At 67.4% G+C, this 16189-nt stretch carries 15 protein-coding genes; 11 read left to right on the plus strand and 4 right to left on the minus strand.

Going from position 1 to position 16189, the window contains the following annotated elements:
* Positions 1-90: 90 nt before the first annotated feature.
* Positions 91-795 carry a ribosome biogenesis GTP-binding protein YihA/YsxC gene (yihA, locus tag AB4Z48_RS22410; protein ID WP_441617971.1) on the minus strand — a complete coding sequence of 235 codons (705 nt, stop codon included), beginning with the start codon at positions 793-795 and terminating at the stop codon, positions 91-93.
* A gap of 575 nt (positions 796-1370) precedes the next feature.
* Here yihA and AB4Z48_RS22415 point away from each other — a divergent pair.
* The 8 genes from AB4Z48_RS22415 to msrQ all read left to right on the plus strand — a co-directional run bounded on the left by AB4Z48_RS22415 (position 1371) and on the right by msrQ (position 9509).
* Positions 1371-2030: a c-type cytochrome gene (locus tag AB4Z48_RS22415; RefSeq protein ID WP_441617974.1), complete on the plus strand. Its 660-nt coding sequence runs from the start codon at positions 1371-1373 to the stop codon at positions 2028-2030.
* Positions 2031-2229: 199 nt separating this feature from the next.
* Positions 2230-4467 carry a cytochrome c biogenesis protein ResB gene (locus tag AB4Z48_RS22420; RefSeq protein ID WP_441617976.1) on the plus strand — a complete coding sequence of 746 codons (2238 nt, stop codon included), beginning with the start codon at positions 2230-2232 and terminating at the stop codon, positions 4465-4467.
* A 68-nt stretch (positions 4468-4535) separates the two neighbouring features.
* Positions 4536-5708 (plus strand): c-type cytochrome biogenesis protein CcsB, encoded by a 1173-nt coding sequence (gene ccsB / locus AB4Z48_RS22425; protein ID WP_441618166.1) that lies wholly within the window; start codon positions 4536-4538, stop codon positions 5706-5708.
* A gap of 149 nt (positions 5709-5857) precedes the next feature.
* A complete protein-coding gene (locus AB4Z48_RS22430) occupies positions 5858-6298 on the plus strand; it encodes a COG4315 family predicted lipoprotein (protein WP_441617978.1) in 441 nt (146 codons plus the stop codon).
* Between the two features lie 24 nt (positions 6299-6322).
* The gene (locus AB4Z48_RS22435; RefSeq protein ID WP_441617980.1) at positions 6323-6871 is read left to right on the plus strand and encodes an RNA polymerase sigma factor; all 549 of its coding nucleotides are present in this window, start codon (positions 6323-6325) and stop codon (positions 6869-6871) included.
* Positions 6871-7668 carry an anti-sigma factor family protein gene (locus tag AB4Z48_RS22440; protein WP_441617982.1) on the plus strand — a complete coding sequence of 266 codons (798 nt, stop codon included), beginning with the start codon at positions 6871-6873 and terminating at the stop codon, positions 7666-7668. The genes AB4Z48_RS22435 and AB4Z48_RS22440 overlap by 1 nt, the downstream gene beginning before the upstream one ends.
* A gap of 132 nt (positions 7669-7800) precedes the next feature.
* On the plus strand, positions 7801-8805 hold the full coding sequence (msrP, locus tag AB4Z48_RS22445) for a protein-methionine-sulfoxide reductase catalytic subunit MsrP (protein WP_441617984.1): 1005 nt from the start codon (positions 7801-7803) through the stop codon (positions 8803-8805).
* Entirely contained in the window at positions 8805-9509 is a 705-nt protein-coding gene (msrQ, locus tag AB4Z48_RS22450) for a protein-methionine-sulfoxide reductase heme-binding subunit MsrQ (RefSeq protein WP_441617986.1), read from the plus strand. The genes msrP and msrQ overlap by 1 nt, the downstream gene beginning before the upstream one ends.
* 107 nt (positions 9510-9616) lie before the next feature.
* Here msrQ and lysA read toward each other — a convergent pair whose 3' ends face one another.
* Together lysA and AB4Z48_RS22460 are read right to left on the minus strand one after the other, a co-directional pair.
* Positions 9617-10885 (minus strand): diaminopimelate decarboxylase, encoded by a 1269-nt coding sequence (gene lysA / locus AB4Z48_RS22455; RefSeq protein ID WP_441617988.1) that lies wholly within the window; start codon positions 10883-10885, stop codon positions 9617-9619.
* A gap of 2 nt (positions 10886-10887) precedes the next feature.
* Positions 10888-11133: a hypothetical protein gene (locus AB4Z48_RS22460; protein ID WP_441617990.1), complete on the minus strand. Its 246-nt coding sequence runs from the start codon at positions 11131-11133 to the stop codon at positions 10888-10890.
* Between the two features lie 145 nt (positions 11134-11278).
* On the opposite strand from AB4Z48_RS22460, the gene cyaY reads away from it, so the two are divergent.
* On the plus strand, positions 11279-11614 hold the full coding sequence (gene cyaY, locus AB4Z48_RS22465; protein WP_441617992.1) for an iron donor protein CyaY: 336 nt from the start codon (positions 11279-11281) through the stop codon (positions 11612-11614).
* A gap of 73 nt (positions 11615-11687) precedes the next feature.
* Here the strand turns inward: cyaY and AB4Z48_RS22470 are convergent, their stop codons facing one another.
* A complete protein-coding gene (locus AB4Z48_RS22470) occupies positions 11688-14063 on the minus strand; it encodes a penicillin-binding protein 1A (RefSeq protein WP_441617994.1) in 2376 nt (791 codons plus the stop codon).
* A gap of 372 nt (positions 14064-14435) precedes the next feature.
* Between AB4Z48_RS22470 and pilM the strand changes: the two genes are divergently transcribed.
* Both pilM and AB4Z48_RS22480 read left to right on the plus strand, forming a co-directional pair.
* Positions 14436-15506: a type IV pilus assembly protein PilM gene (gene pilM, locus AB4Z48_RS22475; protein ID WP_441617997.1), complete on the plus strand. Its 1071-nt coding sequence runs from the start codon at positions 14436-14438 to the stop codon at positions 15504-15506.
* An 18-nt stretch (positions 15507-15524) separates the two neighbouring features.
* The gene (locus tag AB4Z48_RS22480; RefSeq protein WP_441617999.1) at positions 15525-16187 is read left to right on the plus strand and encodes a PilN domain-containing protein; all 663 of its coding nucleotides are present in this window, start codon (positions 15525-15527) and stop codon (positions 16185-16187) included.
* Positions 16188-16189: the final 2 nt, after the last annotated feature.

Genomic DNA, 16189 nt, shown 5'->3' on the forward strand with positions numbered 1-16189 from the left:
CTTGCAACGGGGTTTTTTTTGCCTTGCGTTTTTGTCGCCTCGCCGCCGCGCGCGGGCGCGGTTTGCGCAGCGGCGGGTACGCGCCGGAGCCTATTCCGTGGCGAGGCCGGGCGCGCCTTCGGCAGGCGCGGGCTCCGTGCCGGGCGCCACCGGCGGTTGCGCCTCGGGCAACGCCATCCACCCGGCCACCACGCGCTGGGCTTCCTCGATGCCGCGGCGCTTGAGGCTGGAGAACAGCTGCGCGGTCAGCGGCACCGGCGTGTCGAGCTGTTCGGCGTAGCCGGCCAGCACCTTGCGCGTTTCGCGCAAGGCCTGGGAATTCTCGCTGTTGGTCAGCTTGTCCGCCTTGGTCAGCAGCACGTGGATCGGGCGGCCGGTGGGCAGGAACCACTCCACCATCTGGCAATCCAGGTCGGTAAACGGCCGGCGCGCGTCCATCATCAGCACCAGCCCGGCCAGTTGCGTGCGGGTCTGGACGTAGTCGCTGAGCAGCCCCTGCCAGTGGAACTTGGCCGAGCCCGATACCTGTGCGTAGCCGTAGCCGGGCAGGTCGACCAGGAAGGCCAGCGGATCCGGCGCCTTGACGGGCGCCACCGAGAAATAATTGATGTGCTGCGTGCGGCCCGGCGTGCGCGAAGAGAAGGCCAGCCGCTTCTGGTTGCACAGGATATTGATGGCGGTCGACTTGCCGGCATTGGAGCGGCCGGCAAAGGCCACTTCCGGCACCGCCGTGGCAGGCAGGTCGCGCAGGTGGTTGACGGTGACGAAGAAGCGGGCCTGATGTAGGAGGGACATGCGCGTGGGCAATGAGGCGGGTCGGCGGCAGCTGGGCGCGAGACGTTGGAGCTGCCGGCGTGATCGCGCCGATGTGAGTGAGGCGGGCGGCACATATGCCGCCTGATTGGCCGGGGGTGACGTCGGGCCGCGTCGCGGCGCGCACATCCTCTATCCGGCACACGATTTATTGTACAATAACGCGGTTAACGGCCTCCCGATTGGGTGACGCGTGGCATCCTTGGCCCGCGTCATTTCAGGAGGGAAGCCTTGCGTGTCCGTTCCATCGTGGTAGCGCGGCCTCTCAGTTCCGGTCTCGTTGCGGCGGCGCCAAGAACCGGCGCCGGCACAGCGAGGCAAGCAAGGGCCGGGGGTCTGCTACCTGGATATTCGCACGGTCCGCCACATCCGATCGATTCGTTCGCACGGGCGTGGCGCCATCCGGGTCGCGTCTGGGCGTTGTCTGTTCAGGCGGCCGGGCGGCCGTCGTGATGAATTTCCGATGTCAAAGTCCCAGTCCTGCGCGTCCTCACCGCGGGCAGGGGGCTGAACGGCGTGCTCCGTGGAATTCAAAACAATTCAGACAAGGTGTGCGAATGAACCGCATTGCGAAACTTCTGGCTGTCGTGGCGCTGGCTCTGCCTGCAACCGCCATGACGGGTCTGGCATCTGCAGCCGAGCAGCCCGCCGCGAAGGCCGACCCGGCCAAGGGCGAAACGCTGTACACGCAAGGTGCCCCCGATCGCAATGTGCCCGCCTGCCTGAGTTGCCACGGCGCCAACGGCAACAGCGGCGGCGCCGCCAATCCGAAGCTGGCCGCCCAGCATCCCGAATACGTCCACAAGCAGCTCGACGACTTCAAGGCCAAGAGCCGCAGCAACGCCATCATGTCGCCGTACGCGGCCGCCCTGTCCGATCAGGAAATGAAGGACGTCGGCGCCTACCTGGCCAAGCAGGCCCTGAAGCCCGCCACCGCCAAGAACAAGGACACCATCGAAGCCGGCCAGAAGATCTACCGTGGCGGCATCGCCGCCAAGGGCGTGCCGGCCTGCGCGGCCTGCCACGGCCCCAACGGCTCCGGCATCCCGGCCCAGTACCCGCGCATCGGCGGCCAGTGGTCCGAGTACACCGAGGCCCAGCTCGTCGCGTTCCGCCAGGGCACGCGCAAGAACAATTCCGTGATGACCACGATCGCCGCCAAGATGTCGGACGCCGAGATCAAGGCTGTCGCCGACTACGTCGCCGGCGTGCGTTGAGAGGTCAGTTCAGACGAAACCCTGGCGTCATTGCGCTGCTGGCCGCGCCTGCGGTACTGTCGCCAGGCTTCTCCCTGAAAACAACCTCACCAAGTCGTTCCGCGCCGGCGCAAGCAAGCGGCCGGCAGCAATCGAAGAGGGTGGCCTGCGCGAGCAAGTCCACCCTCTTTTTATTTGATGGCCCAGGGCCACACTGCATATGTCGAGCGCTTCCACCTCAGGACTGCACCTGAAGACCTCCCACCGCCTGCTGCGCGACGCGGTGGAGCTGCTGTCGTCGATGCGTTTCGCCATTGCGCTGCTGACGGTGATCGCCATCGCCAGCGTGGTGGGCACGGTCCTCAAGCAAAACGAGCCGTATCCCAACTACGTCAACCAGTTCGGGCCGTTCTGGGCCGACCTGTTCCACACGCTGTCGCTGCAGAAGGTCTACGGCTCCTGGTGGTTCCTTCTGATCCTGGCCTTCCTGGTGATCTCCACCTCGCTGTGCCTGACCCGCAACGCGCCCAAGATGGTCAACGACATGCGCTCGTGGAAGGACCATGTGCGAGAGCGCAGCCTGCGTGCCTTCCATCACCGCGCCGAGTTCGATGCCGGCCGGCCGCGCGCCGACGCGGTGGCGCGCCTGTCCGCGCTGCTGGCCAACCGGGGCTACCGCATCAAGACCGTGCCGCATGAGGGCGCCACCCTGCTGGCCGCCAAGGCGGGCGCGGCCAACAAGCTCGGCTATATCCTCGCGCATACGGCCATCGTGGTGATCTGCATCGGCGGCCTGCTCGACGGCGACATGCTGATCCGCGCGCAGATGTGGTTCGGCGGCAAGACGCCGATCAGCGGCAATGCCGTGATCAACGACATCCCGCCGCAGCACCGCCTGTCGGTCAACAATCCGGGCTTCCGCGGCAATGCCTTCGTGCCGGAAGGCTCGACGGTGTCCACCGCCATCCTCAATATCGCGGACGGCGCGCTGGTGCAGGACCTGCCGTTCAATATCACGCTGAAGAAATTCACGGTCGAGCATTACTCGACCGGCATGCCCAAGCTGTTCGCCTCCGACGTGATCATCACCGACCGCGCCACCGGCCGCCGCACCGAGGCCACGGTCAAGGTCAACGAGCCGCTGGTGGTGGATGGCGTGGCCATCTACCAGTCGAGCTTCGAGGACGGCGGCTCCAGGCTGAAATTCGTCGGCTACCCGATGCAGGGCGGCAGCGACAAGACCTTCGCCTTCGCCGGCACCGTGGGTGCCAACACGCCGCTCGCCGGTACCGGCAGCGCCGCGGATGCCGAGGGCCTCACGGTGGAGTTCAGCGACTTCCGCCTGATGAATATCGAGAACGTCACCGACGCCTCCGGCAAGCCCGACGCACGCGGCGTGGCGCGCAAGTCGTTCAATGAGAAGCTCGAATCCCACCTCGGCTCGGCCGTCAATCCCGAGCGCGCGAAGGAGTTGCGCAACGTGGGCCCGTCGGTGCAGTACAAGCTGCGCGACCGCAACGGCCAGGCGCGCGAGTTCAACAACTACATGGTGCCGGTGCAGCTGGACGGCCAGACGGTCTTCCTGGCCGGCATGCGCGACTCGCCCAGCGAGCCGTTCCGCTACCTGCGCATTCCCGCCGACGAGCAGAACAGCGTGGCGGACTGGATGCGCCTGCGCGCCGCCTTGCAGGACCGCGCGCTGCGCGGCGAGGCGGCGCGCCGCTTCGCGCTCGCCTCGATGCCGGGCGCCGATCGCGAGACCCTGCGCGGCCAGCTGGCCGAAAGCGCGCTGCGCGCGCTCGACCTGTTTGCCGGCGCCGCGCGCAGCAATCCGCAGGCGCCGCCGGGCGGCTTCACCGCCATCGCCGGGTTCCTGGAGAAGTCGGTGCCGCCGGCCGAGCAGCAGAAGGCGGCCGACGTCCTGCTCAAGATCCTCAATGGCGCGATGTGGGAGCTGTGGCAGCTGGCGCGCGCCCAGGACAAGCTGCCGGTCGTGCCCAACAGTGCCCAGAGCGGCGCTTTCCTGCAGCAGGCGATCAACGCCCTGTCCGACGGCTTCTTCTACACGGCACCGGTTTTCCTGCAGCTCGACGACTTCACCGAGGTCAAGGCCAGCGTGTTCCAGATGACCCGTGCACCAGGAAAGAACATCGTGTATCTTGGCTGTCTGCTGCTGGTGCTGGGCGTGTTCTCGATGTTCTACATCCGCGAGCGCCGGGTCTGGGTCTGGGTCAAGGATCGGGGCGCCGCGGCGGCGGATACCGAGGCCGCCGGGGACGGCAAAGACGGGCAGGGCGCAGCCAGCCACGTGCTGATGGCCATGTCCACCCAGCGCCGAACGCTGGATTTCGAGAAGGAATTTGCCGCCCTGCGCGATGACGTCGGCAGGGCAGCCGGCAGCGCAGGTGATGCAGTTGACGCCGGCGACGCCGGCAAGGGCAAGCCGGCCACGCATTGAACGAGGCCAGCCCCCGCAATCAAGCAGGAACCACTATGTCTTCGAATGTGAATCAGGCCAGGACGGCGATGCCGGCGAGCGCGCCCGCACGTGCCGCAGACGGTGCCGACCAGGCTTACCTGGAACCGTCCTTCCTGCGCCGGCTGGGATGGGCCGACTGGCTGTTCGCGCTGTTGCTGGCAGTGGGGGCGGGCTTCGCGCTCACGCGCTACGGCGAGTGGATGAACGTCTACGACAAGGGCGTGCTGATCGCCGCGGTGCCCACCTTTGCGCTGCTGGGCTGGCACTGGAAGCCGCTGCGGCTGCTGATGGTGGCACTGGCGGTGTTGTCGCTGTTCGCCATCCAGCTCTATCACGGCCAGCTCGCGCGTGCCGAGCAGGCTTTCTTCCTCAAGTACTTCCTGTCGAGCCAGTCGGCCATCCTGTGGATGAGCGCGCTGGTGTTCCTGTCCACGCTGTTCTACTGGGGCGGCCTGCTGGCGCGCGCCGAGACCGGCCTGCAGATCGGCAGCAAGATGGCGTGGGCGGCGGTGGTGCTGGGCTTCACCGGCATGCTGGTGCGCTGGTACGAGTCGTACCTGATCGGCGCCGACATCGGCCACATTCCCATCTCCAACCTCTACGAAGTGTTCGTGCTGTTCACGCTGATCACTTCGCTGTTCTACCTGTACTACGAAGGCCACTACGCCACCCGCGCGCTCGGGCCGTTCGTGATGCTGGTGGTGTCGGCCGCGGTCGGCTTCCTGCTCTGGTACACGGTCAGCCGCGACGCCAGCGAGATCCAGCCGCTGGTGCCCGCGCTGCAGAGCTGGTGGATGAAGATCCACGTGCCCGCCAATTTCATCGGCTATGGCACCTTCGCCCTGGCTGCGATGGTCTCGGTGGCGTACCTGCTCAAGCAGCACGGCATCCTCGCCGAGCGCCTGCCCGCGCTCGAAGTGCTGGACGATGTGATGTACAAGGCCATCGCCGTGGGCTTTGCCTTTTTCACCATCGCCACCATCCTCGGCGCGCTGTGGGCGGCCGAGGCCTGGGGCGGCTACTGGAGCTGGGATCCGAAGGAGACCTGGGCGCTCATCGTCTGGCTCAACTACGCGGCCTGGCTGCACATGCGCCTGATGAAGGGCCTGCGCGGCACGATGGCGGCGTGGTGGGCGCTGGTGGGCTTGCTGGTGACGACCTTCGCCTTCCTTGGTGTCAACATGTTCCTCTCCGGCCTGCATAGCTACGGCGAACTCTGATCCGGATGCTGCGCTGCAAGAAGAAAGCCCGCCGAGAACCCGGCGGGTTTTTTTTCGCCCATATGGAATAAAGTCGTCACATCCGGTGTTTACTGAAGGGACGGCGCCGGCTGGCGGCGCCGCATCGCAATCGCATGGAGACACCCATCATGGCCCGTTCCCGTCTTTCCGCTTTCCCGTCCCTGACTTCGCTGTCACGTCCTGCCGCGCTCGCCCTGGCCTGCTCCGCCGTACTGCTGTCCGCCTGTTCGGGCATGGGTGGCATGGGCGGTGGCGGCGGCAATATGCCGCCCACGGTGAAGGTCGCCAACGGTGCGCTGACCGATCCGCAAGGCCTGACGCTCTATACCTTCGATCGCGACGGCGGCGACAAGAGCGTGTGCAACGGCGCCTGCTCCACCAACTGGCCGCCGCTGATGGCCTCGCCGGGCACCAGCGCCATGGGCAGCTACACCATCATCACGCGCGACGATGGTTCCAAGCAGTGGGCCTACCGCGGCAAGCCGCTGTACCGCTTCGCCAAGGATGCCAAGCCGGGCGACCGCACTGGCGACAACTTCAACAACGTCTGGCACGTCGCCACGCCCTGAACGCGGCGCGTGCAGCCTGAGGGCATGGACGGCTTCGACCGCCAGCTGGTCGCGCTGGCGCCGCGCCTGCGGCGCCACGCGCGCGGCCTGACCGGGGACGCGGCGAGCGCCGACGACCTGGTGCAGGACACGCTGGAGCGCGCCCTGCGCTACCGCTGGCGCTTTCGCCTGCGCACCGGCGCCTGGTGGGGCGACGGCGCCGACGGGTTGCTGTCCTGGCTGCTGACGATGATGCACAGGCTGCGCATCAATGCTTACCGGCGTGCCGATCTCGTGACCTTTGCCGACACCCTTCCCGACGTACCCAGTGCTGCGCCCGGACCCGCCCTCGGGCTGGACCTGGAGAGGGCGCTCGCCCGCCTGCCCGAAGCCCAGCGCGCGGTGATGCTGCTGGTTGGCCTGGAGCAGTTCACCTATGCCGAGACGGCGCAATTGCTGGGCGTGCCGGTCGGCACGGTGATGTCGCGCCTGGCGCGCGCGCGCGAGCAGATGCGCGAGCTGCTCGATGGCAGCCCGGCCGCGCCACACGCCGGCGCCGCCGGTGGCGTGCATGGTCTGCAGCGAGTCAAGTGATGTCCCCGATCAGCGAAACCGATCTCCACGCCTATGCGGACGGCCAGCTCGACCCGGCCCGCCGCGCCGAGGTGGAAGCGTTCCTGGCGGCCCATCCCGAGGCCGCCGCGCGGGTCAGCGCATGGCGCCGCCAGACCGGAGAGCTGCACGCCGCGCTGGATGGCGTGCTCAATGAAGCCGTGCCCCTGCGCGCGCTGCCCCCGAGGCTGCAAGGCCGCGCCGCCGGGCCGGCACGGCGCATGGCGGGCTGGGGCATGGCGCTGGCCGCGAGCCTGGCGTCGCTGGCGATCGGCGGCGCGGCCGGCTGGCTGGCCCATGGGCGTGCCGATGTCCTCGCCGCCAGGACGCCTTCGGTCGAGCGCTTCGCGCGCGATGCGCTGGCCAGCCACGTAGTCTACGCGCCCGAGGTGCGACATCCGGTCGAGGTTGCCGCGGTGGACGAGACGCACCTGGTCGCCTGGCTGTCCAAGCGGCTTGGCGCGCCGCTGCGCGTGCCCGACCTGCGTGCCCAGGGCTTTCGCCTGATCGGCGGGCGCCTGGGCGTGGCCGAAGGCGGCCCGTCCGCCATCCTCATGTACGAGGCCGATGACGGCAACCGGGTCTCGTTGCAGCTGCGGCACATGGCGTCCGGCACCCCCGACACCGCCTTCCGGCTGGAGAGCCTGCCCGGCACCCCCGGCACCACGGCGTTCTACTGGGTGGACCGCGACCTCGGCTTCGCCCTGGCCGGCCCGCTCGGGCGTGCCGCGTTGCTGGCGCTCGCGCAAGCCGTGTACCACCAGTACCAGGGCGGCTGAGCCCGCCGACGCGGACGCGAAAAAGCTGTCAGGATTCGTCCGCACCAAGCGACTGAGCATGAGATCCGATCGCGCAGGCGGCCTCCCGTGGGCAGGTGTGCGCGAACAAGCATGCAACGAGGAACCATAACGATGCTGATTCCCTCTCCAAAATGGCTGCGCGGCGACGATATCGCCGCCAGCGAGATCACGCCGCGCGGCGTCTTCGATGCCCGTCGGCGCCTGATGGCAATGGCGGCGGCAGGTGCCGTCGGGGGCACGCTCACGCCCTGGTTCTCGCGCCGGGCGCTGGCCCAGACGCCACACGGGCAGAAGCTGCCGGCGACGCCCAACAACGCCTACGTGGTGCCGGAAAAGCGCACGTCGTACGAGGACATCACCACGTACAACAATTTCTACGAATTCGGCACCGACAAGTCCGATCCGTCGCGCAATGCCGGCACCCTGCGCACGCGGCCGTGGCAGGTCGCCGTCGAAGGCCTGGTGAAGAAGCCCAAGGTCTACGATATCGACGAACTGCTGCGCCTGATGCCGCTGGAGGAGCGCGTCTATCGCCTGCGCTGCGTCGAAGGCTGGTCGATGGTGATCCCGTGGAGCGGCTATTCGCTGGCCGAGCTGATCCGCCGCGTGGAGCCGCAGGCCGGGGCCAGGTACGTGGAATTCGTCACCCTCGACGACAAGAAGCAGATGCCCGGCGTCAGCAGCCGCGTGCTTGACTGGCCGTACACCGAGGGCCTGCGCATGGACGAGGCCATGCATCCCCTGACGCTGCTCGCATTCGGCCTCTATGGCGAGGTGCTGCCCAACCAGAACGGCGCGCCGGTGCGCGTGGTGGTGCCGTGGAAATACGGCTTCAAGAGCGCCAAATCCATCGTCAAGATCCGCTTTGTCGACAAGCAGCCCAGCACCAGCTGGAACCTGGCCGCGGCACAGGAATACGGCTTCTATTCCAACGTCAACCCGGAAGTGGACCATCCGCGCTGGAGCCAGGCCACCGAGCGCCGCATCGGCGAGGACAAGGGCGGTGGCGGCTTCAGCGCCCTGTTCGCACCCAAGCGCAAGACGCTGCCGTTCAACGGCTACGCGCCGCAGGTGGCGTCGCTGTACCAGGGCATGGACCTGAGGAAGTTCTTCTGATGGCGACGCCGGACTTGTCCCCGCCGCGCGTCGCGGCGCCTGGGGCGCGTCCCGCGCGCCGGGCCGGGCAAGCGGGTCAGGCGGGCCTGGCTCCCGGCCGCGTGCGCGCCGTCAAGGCGGCCGTGTGGCTGCTGGCGCTGCTGCCCTTCCTGCGCCTGCTGCTGCTCGGCTTCACCGGTCAGTTCGGCGCCAACCCGCTTGAGTTCGTCACGCGCTCGACCGGCACGTGGACCCTGGTGATGCTGTGCGCCACGCTGGCGGTGACGCCGCTGCGGCGGCTGAGCGGCTGGAACTGGCTGGTCCGCCTGCGGCGCATGCTAGGCCTGTTCGCCTTCTTCTACGGGCTGCAGCATTTCCTGCTGTGGCTTGCCGTGGACCGGGGCTTCGACGTGGCCTACATGATCAAGGACATCGCCAAGCGTCCGTTCATCACGGTGGGGTTTGCCGCCTTCGTGCTGTTGGTGCCGTTGGCGGCCACCTCGACCAACGCCATGGTCAGGCGCCTGGGCGGCAAGCGCTGGCAATGGCTGCATCGCTCCATCTACGCCATTGTGGTGCTGGGCATCCTGCACTTCTGGTGGCACAAGGCGGGCAAGCACGATTTCGGCACGGTATCGATCTACGCCGCGGTGGTGTTCGTCCTGCTCGCCATGCGGGTCTGGTGGTGGTGGCGCAGGCCGGCGCCGCAGCCGGCACGCCGCTGAGGCACGCACGCACCCAGCCAGACGGCGGGCGTCAGAGATAGCGCTGTCGGCCACCACCACGCGCCAGCCCTGGTGCGCCAAGCGGCGCGGGCCGGCGGGCGAGTGGGTCAGCCCTGCAGCAGGCGCTCGTCGCGGAACAGGTCTTCCACGCGTTCGCGGCCACGCACCAGGTGCACGTCGTCGCCGTCGACCATCACCTCGGCCGCGCGCGGGCGGGTGTTGTAGTTGGAGCTCATGACGAAGCCGTAGGCACCGGCCGACATCACTGCCAGCAGGTCGCCCGGCTGCACCGACAGCGCGCGGTCGCGGCCGAGCCAGTCGCCGGATTCGCACACGGGGCCGACGATGTCGTAGGTCACGGGCGCGACCTGTGCCGCTTCGCGCAACTGCACGGGTTCGATGCGGTGGTAGGCCTCGTACATGGCGGGGCGCGCCAGGTCGTTCATGGCCGCGTCGACGATGCAGAAGTTCTTGGCCGCGCCCGGCTTGAGGAATTCCACCTGCGTCAGCAGCACGCCGGCATTGCCCACCAGCGAGCGGCCCGGCTCGAACAGCACTTCGCGATGGCCATGGCCGCGCTCGGCCACGCGGTCGAGCAGGGTGCGGGCGAAGCCGGTGATGTCCGGCGGAGTCTCGTCGTCATAGGTGATGCCGAGACCGCCGCCGACGTCGATGTGCTCGAGCTTGATGCCTTCGCGCTCGAGCGCCTCGACCACGTCCAGCACCTTGTCCAGTGCTTCCAGGTAGGGCGAGACCTCGGTGATCTGCGAGCCGATGTGGCAGTCGATGCCGGCCACTTCCAGGTGCGGCAGCGCGGCCGCGGCACGGTAGGTCGGCAGCACGTCCTCGAAGGCCACGCCGAACTTGTTGCCCTTCAGGCCGGTGGAGATATACGGGTGGGTCTTGGCGTCCACGTCCGGGTTGATGCGCAGCGACACGCGCGCGCGCTTGCCCATGCGGCCGGCCACGGCGTTCAGGCGGTCCAGCTCGGGGATCGATTCCACGTTGAACGACAGCACGTCGTGCGACAGCGCGAGTTCCATCTCGGCGGCGGTCTTGCCCACGCCCGAGAACACCACCTTGCGCGGATCTCCGCCCACCGCCAGCACGCGCTGCAGCTCGCCCCCGGACACGATGTCGAAGCCTGCGCCGAGCTTGGCGAAGACCTGCAGCACGGCCAGGTTGGAGTTGGCCTTCATGGCGTACTGCACGCGCGCGCGGCGGCCCTGGCACGCCGCGGCGTAAGCCTGGTAGGCGGCGCTCAGCGCGGCGCGCGAGTACACATAGGTGGGGGTGCCGTATTCGGCAGCGATACGCGCGAGCGGTACGTGCTCGACGGCAAGCGCGCCGTCGTGGCGATGGAAGAAGGCGGTCATGGTTACTTGGCGGTGGGGGTGGCGGCCGGGGCCGGCGCGGTATCGGTGGCCGGGGCGGGCGCCGCGGGGGCGGGACTGGGCACGTTCGGCAAGCTCGGATTGCCCAGGCCGGGGTCCGGCACGGCCGGCTTGGCCGGCGCGGCCGGTGGCCGGGGCATCGTCAGCGGGCCGCGGATGCCGCATCCCGAGAGCAGGGGCATCGCAAGGCTGGCGGCAATCGCCGATACAATCGCAACACGACGCAACATCGGGTCGTCCTAGAAGAGTCGTCCCGACCCGTCCCCGCAGCGGGGCCCGGGCTGGCGGGACCAACGAAAATACGAAACTTGATTCAACACGCTACCGGCCGGGCGACACGCGAGTGGCGCTGGCCGGGCGGTCTTGGAGTTTAGCATGCCCCCCATGAGTGAAAGCGAGTTCCTGGCCCTGGCCCAGCAAGAGCTGGACAGGCTGGAGAGCGCGGTGGAATCGGCCGCCGACGCGGCCGATGCCGACATCGAAATCAACCGCGCCGGCAACCTGATCGAGCTGGAATTCGAAGACGGTTCCAAGATCATCGTCAACAGCCAGGCGCCGATGCAGGAGCTGTGGGTGGCGGCGCGTTCGGGCGGCTTCCATTTCCGCCATGATGGCCGGCAATGGCTGGATACGCGCGGGGGAGGGGAGTTGTATGCGGCGCTGTCGGACTACGTGAGCCAGCAGGCCGGGGTGAAGCTGAAGCTGGTCTGAGTGCTGTGTGCCGGCGTCCTGGCGAACGCCGGCACTGATAGCACTGATACGGAACGATCCCGTCGGGCGCGGCTCAGCCGCCGCCGCCGAACATCTCCAGGATCCGTTTCTTCTCGCCTTCCACGTCAGCCGGGGACTGCGAGCTCTCGTCCGGCTTGCCGGGCCACGGATCGCCCAGCCCCACCGAAGCCACGCCGGCGCCGCCGGCATTTTCTTCGAAGGTCCAGTCGCCGGCCACCATGACCACGCCCTCGGGCGCCTGCCGCTCGGGGATCTCGGGCACGCCCTTGAGCATCTTGCCCATATAGCCCACCCAGATCGGCAGCGCGAGGCCGCCGCCGGTTTCGCGCACGCCCAGGCTCTTGGGCTGGTCGTAGCCCATCCATGCGATCGCCACCAGCTTGGGCGTGTAGCCGGCGAACCAGGCGTCAACGGCGTCGTTGGTGGTGCCGGTCTTGCCGGCCAGGTCGTTGCGGCCCAGGCGTTGCTTGGCACTGTTGGCCGTACCGGAGCGCACCACTTCGCGCAGCATCGAATCGGCGATAAACGCCGTGCGTGCATCGAGCACGCGAACCGCGTCCGCGCCGGCGCGCTGCGGCTTGGTCTCGGAGATCACGTTGCCGCGCGCGTCGACCACCTTGTGGATCAGATAGGGATTGACGCGGTAGCCGCCGTTGGCGAACACCGAGTAGGCGCCCGCCATCTGCAGCGGGGTGACGCTGCCCGCGCCCAGCGCCATCGGCAGGTAGGCCGGGTGCTTGTCGGCGTCGAAGCCGAAGCGCGTGATGTAGTCCTGGGCGTACTGGGTGCCGATGGCGCGCAGGATCCGCACCGACACCAGGTTCTTGGACTTGGCCAGCGCGCGGCGCATGGTCATCGGGCCCTCGAACTTGCCGTCGTAGTTCTTCGGCTCCCACACCTGGCCGCCGTTGTCGGCGATCGAGATCGGGGCGTCGTTGATCACGGTGGCGGGCGAGAATCCCTTCTCCAGCGCGGCCGAGTAGATGAACGGCTTGAAGCTCGAACCGGGCTGGCGCCAGGCCTGCGTCACGTGGTTGAACTTGTTGCGGTTGAAGTCGAAGCCGCCCACCATCGAGCGGATCTCGCCGTCTTCCGGGTTGAGCGAGATAAAGGCCGCCGAGACCTCGGGCAGCTGCGTCACCGACCACGCGCCCTTTTCGTCCTGCGTCACGCGGATGATGGCGCCGGGCCGGATCTTGGCCTTGGGCTGCGCGTTGGCCGCCAGAGACGGCGCGATGAAGCGCAGCGCCTGGCCTTCGATGGTGGCGACTTCGCCCGACAGCAGCGTGGCGGTGACCTGCCTGGCGGACACGCTGGTGACCACGGCGGAGCGCAGGTCGTCGCTGCCCGGGTGTTCCAGCAGCGCGTCGTCGATGGCCTGCTCGCGCTCGTCGGCGCCGGAGGGCAGGTCGATGAAGGCCTCGGGGCCGCGGTAGCCGTGGCGGCGCTCGTAGTTCATGATGCCGGAGCGCACCGCCTCGTAGGCTGCGTCCTGGTCCTGCTTGTTGAGCGTGGTGTAGACCGTCAGGCCGCGCGTGTAGGTTTCCTCGCGGTATTGCGCGTACATCAGCTGGCGCACGATCTCGGCCACGTATTCGGCGTGGGTGGAGAATTCGTTGCCCTCGCCGCGCACTTTCAGCTCTTCGTGGATGGCCTTGTCATATTGCTCGGGCGTGATGTAGCGCAGGTCGCGCATGCGCTGCAGGATGTATTCCTGGCGCACCTTGGCGCGCTTGGGATTGACCACAGGGTTGTAGGCCGAGGGCGCCTTGGGCAGGCCCGCCAGCATGGCGGCCTCGGCCGGCGTCACGTCCTTGATCGACTTGCCGAAGTACACCCGGGCCGCGCTGGCGAAGCCATAGGCGCGTTGCCCGAGGTAGATCTGGTTCATGTACAGCTCGAGGATCTGGTCCTTCGACAGGTTGGCCTCGATCTTGTAGGCCAGCAGCATTTCATACAGCTTGCGGGTATAGGTCTTCTCGCTGGAGAGGAAGAAGTTGCGCGCCACCTGCATGGTGATGGTGGACGCACCTTGCGACAGCCCGCCGCGCAGGTTGGCCAGGCCGGCGCGCAGCACGCCGACGAAGTCCACGCCGCCGTGTTCGTAGAAGCGGTCGTCCTCGATGGCCAGCACCGCTTTCTTCATGACGTCCGGGATCTCGGCGATCGGCACGAAATTGCGGCGTTCCTCGCCGAACTCGCCGATCAGCACGTTGTCGGCCGTGTAGATGCGCAGCGGGATCTTGGGGCGGTAATCCGTGATGGTGTCGAGCGAGGGCAGGTTCGGTGCCGCCACCAGCAATGCGTATCCGAGCAGCAGCGCCACCGCCACGATGCCGGCCACCAGCAGGCCCAGTACCCAAAAGGTTGCCCGCATCCAGATCGGACGGCGGGCGGGCAGGGACGGCTTCTGTTGTGCTGTGGCCATAAGGGAAATACCTAGTTAGAGGTGCCGGGGATTATATCTCCGGGGATTGGGTGCTCCGGACGTGCTGTGGCGCGAGCGTCGCTATCGGGCTGTTACAAGATGTAATGCGATTTAGATCTGCATGAAACGCGGCGAGGGGCGGAGCGCAGGGGCGGCGGGGTTCCGTGGGATTTTGACAACGCTTTATGTGGGGTGCTCACGAAAAGCAATCGTGGTCAAACCGGCACATTGCAAGCGCCCCACGTTTTTGTGAGAATCCATCAACTAAAAGAGCAAAACGTTTCATCCAAGAAACAAAACAGACTCGCCAAATTAGAGCTAGCAAGCCAAGGCGAGTTCAACGGTCAGGGGGTCACCTTGCGGCGAGGTATCTTGTCGGGGTTGTTGCGCCGTACGACGGTCGGCGTGGACATCGGGTCGTCCAGCGTGAAGGTAGTCGAGCTGTCCGTGGGCAGTGGCAAGACCGACTATCGGCTGGAAAAATGCGCCAGCGAGTTGCTGGATCGCAATGCCGTTGCCGATGGCAACGTGGTCAATATCGAAGCGGTGGGCATCGCCCTGAAGCGAGCGCTCGGCAAGGCCGGGATTCGCGGCAAGGAGGTTGTGCTCGGCGTGCCTTCGATGCTGACGGAATCGCAAACCGTCAGCCTCCCGGACAACCTGTCCGAGGATGAACTCTACGTACAGGTGGAATCGGAGGCGCACCGTCTCTATCCCCCCTCCCAGGCCGTCAATTTCGACTTCGCCGTGATCGGTCCCAGCGAGACCGAGGGCGGCATCGGCGTGCGCGTGACCGCTGCCAACAGCGACCGCGTGCAGGAACGCGTGACCGCCGCCGAGATGGCGGGGCTCAAGCCGCACGTGATGGACGTCGAGGAATACGCCGTGCAGCGCTCGGTGGTGCAGATGCTGGGCGTGAAGCCCGACCTCAGCGAGACCGATGCCAAGGAACTGCCCGTGGTGGCCGTCATCCACCTCGGCGGCAGCCGTTCCAAGGCCATTTTCTACCAGGGCTGGAAAGAGCTCTACGAGCAGCCGCTCAACAGCTACGGCGACCAGCTCACCCAGAGCGCGGCGCGCATGTTCACGCTGGACGCGCTCAAGGCCGAGATCAAGAAGCGCAAGAACACGCTGCCCGAATCGTGGCGCACCCAGTTGCTCAGGCCTTCGCTGGAAGCGCTGGCGGTCGAGGTGCAGGGCGCCGTGCGCAACTTCCTGTCTGCGTCGAGCATCGGCCGGGTCGACGAGATCCTGCTCTCCGGCGGGCATGCCTCGCTGGTCGGCGTGCAGGCCGCGATCGAGCAGCAGACCGAGATCACCACCACGCTGGCCAACCCGTTCGCCAACATGATGACTGCCGGCAAGGTCAACGAGCGCTATCTCCAGCGCGACCTGCCGGCCTACATCGTGAGCGCCGGGCTTGCGCTGCGCGGCCTGCAGTAAGCCAGCGAGGAAAGCCGCATGCCTACCAACACGATCCCGACAGTCAACCTGCTGCCGTACCACGAGGCCCGCAAGGCCTCGCGCCGCAAGAAGGTCTACACGCTGCTCGGCTGCGCGGCCGGGGCCGGCGCGCTGGTGGTGCTGCTTGGCGGCCTGTACATCGACAGCCGCGTCGAAGCGGTGGCCGGGCTGAACCAGGTGCTCACCGTCGAGAACAGCCGCCTGGACCTGCAGATCCGCGAAGTCAATTCGCTGCGCAAGGACATCGAAGGACTGCTGCAGCGCCAGAAGGCCATCGAAGGCCTGCAGAACGAACGCAACCGGCCCGTGCAGCTGCTCGAGGAACTGGTGCGCCAGGTGCCCGAGGGCGTCTACCTGACCACCCTCAAGCAGACCGGCGATGCCTTTACCGTGACCGGCATCGCCCAGTCCAACGAGCGCGTGTCGGAGCTGTTGCGCAACTTCAGCCTGGTGGACTGGCTGGACAAGGCCGAGCTGGTCGAATCCAAGGCCGTGATGATGACCAACAACCTGCGCGAGCAACGGCGCCTGTTCGACTTCTCCATGCGCTTTGCCTACCGCGCGCCAGAGACGCCGGATGACGCGAAGGGCGGCAAGAACGGCAAGGCCGGCGCCGCCAGCGGTGTTGCGGCGCAAGGCGCCCAGGGCGGGAAGGGCTGACC

Origin of the sequence: Cupriavidus sp. 2TAF22 (genome assembly GCF_052115045.1) — a bacterium.
Classification (GTDB): domain Bacteria; phylum Pseudomonadota; class Gammaproteobacteria; order Burkholderiales; family Burkholderiaceae; genus Cupriavidus.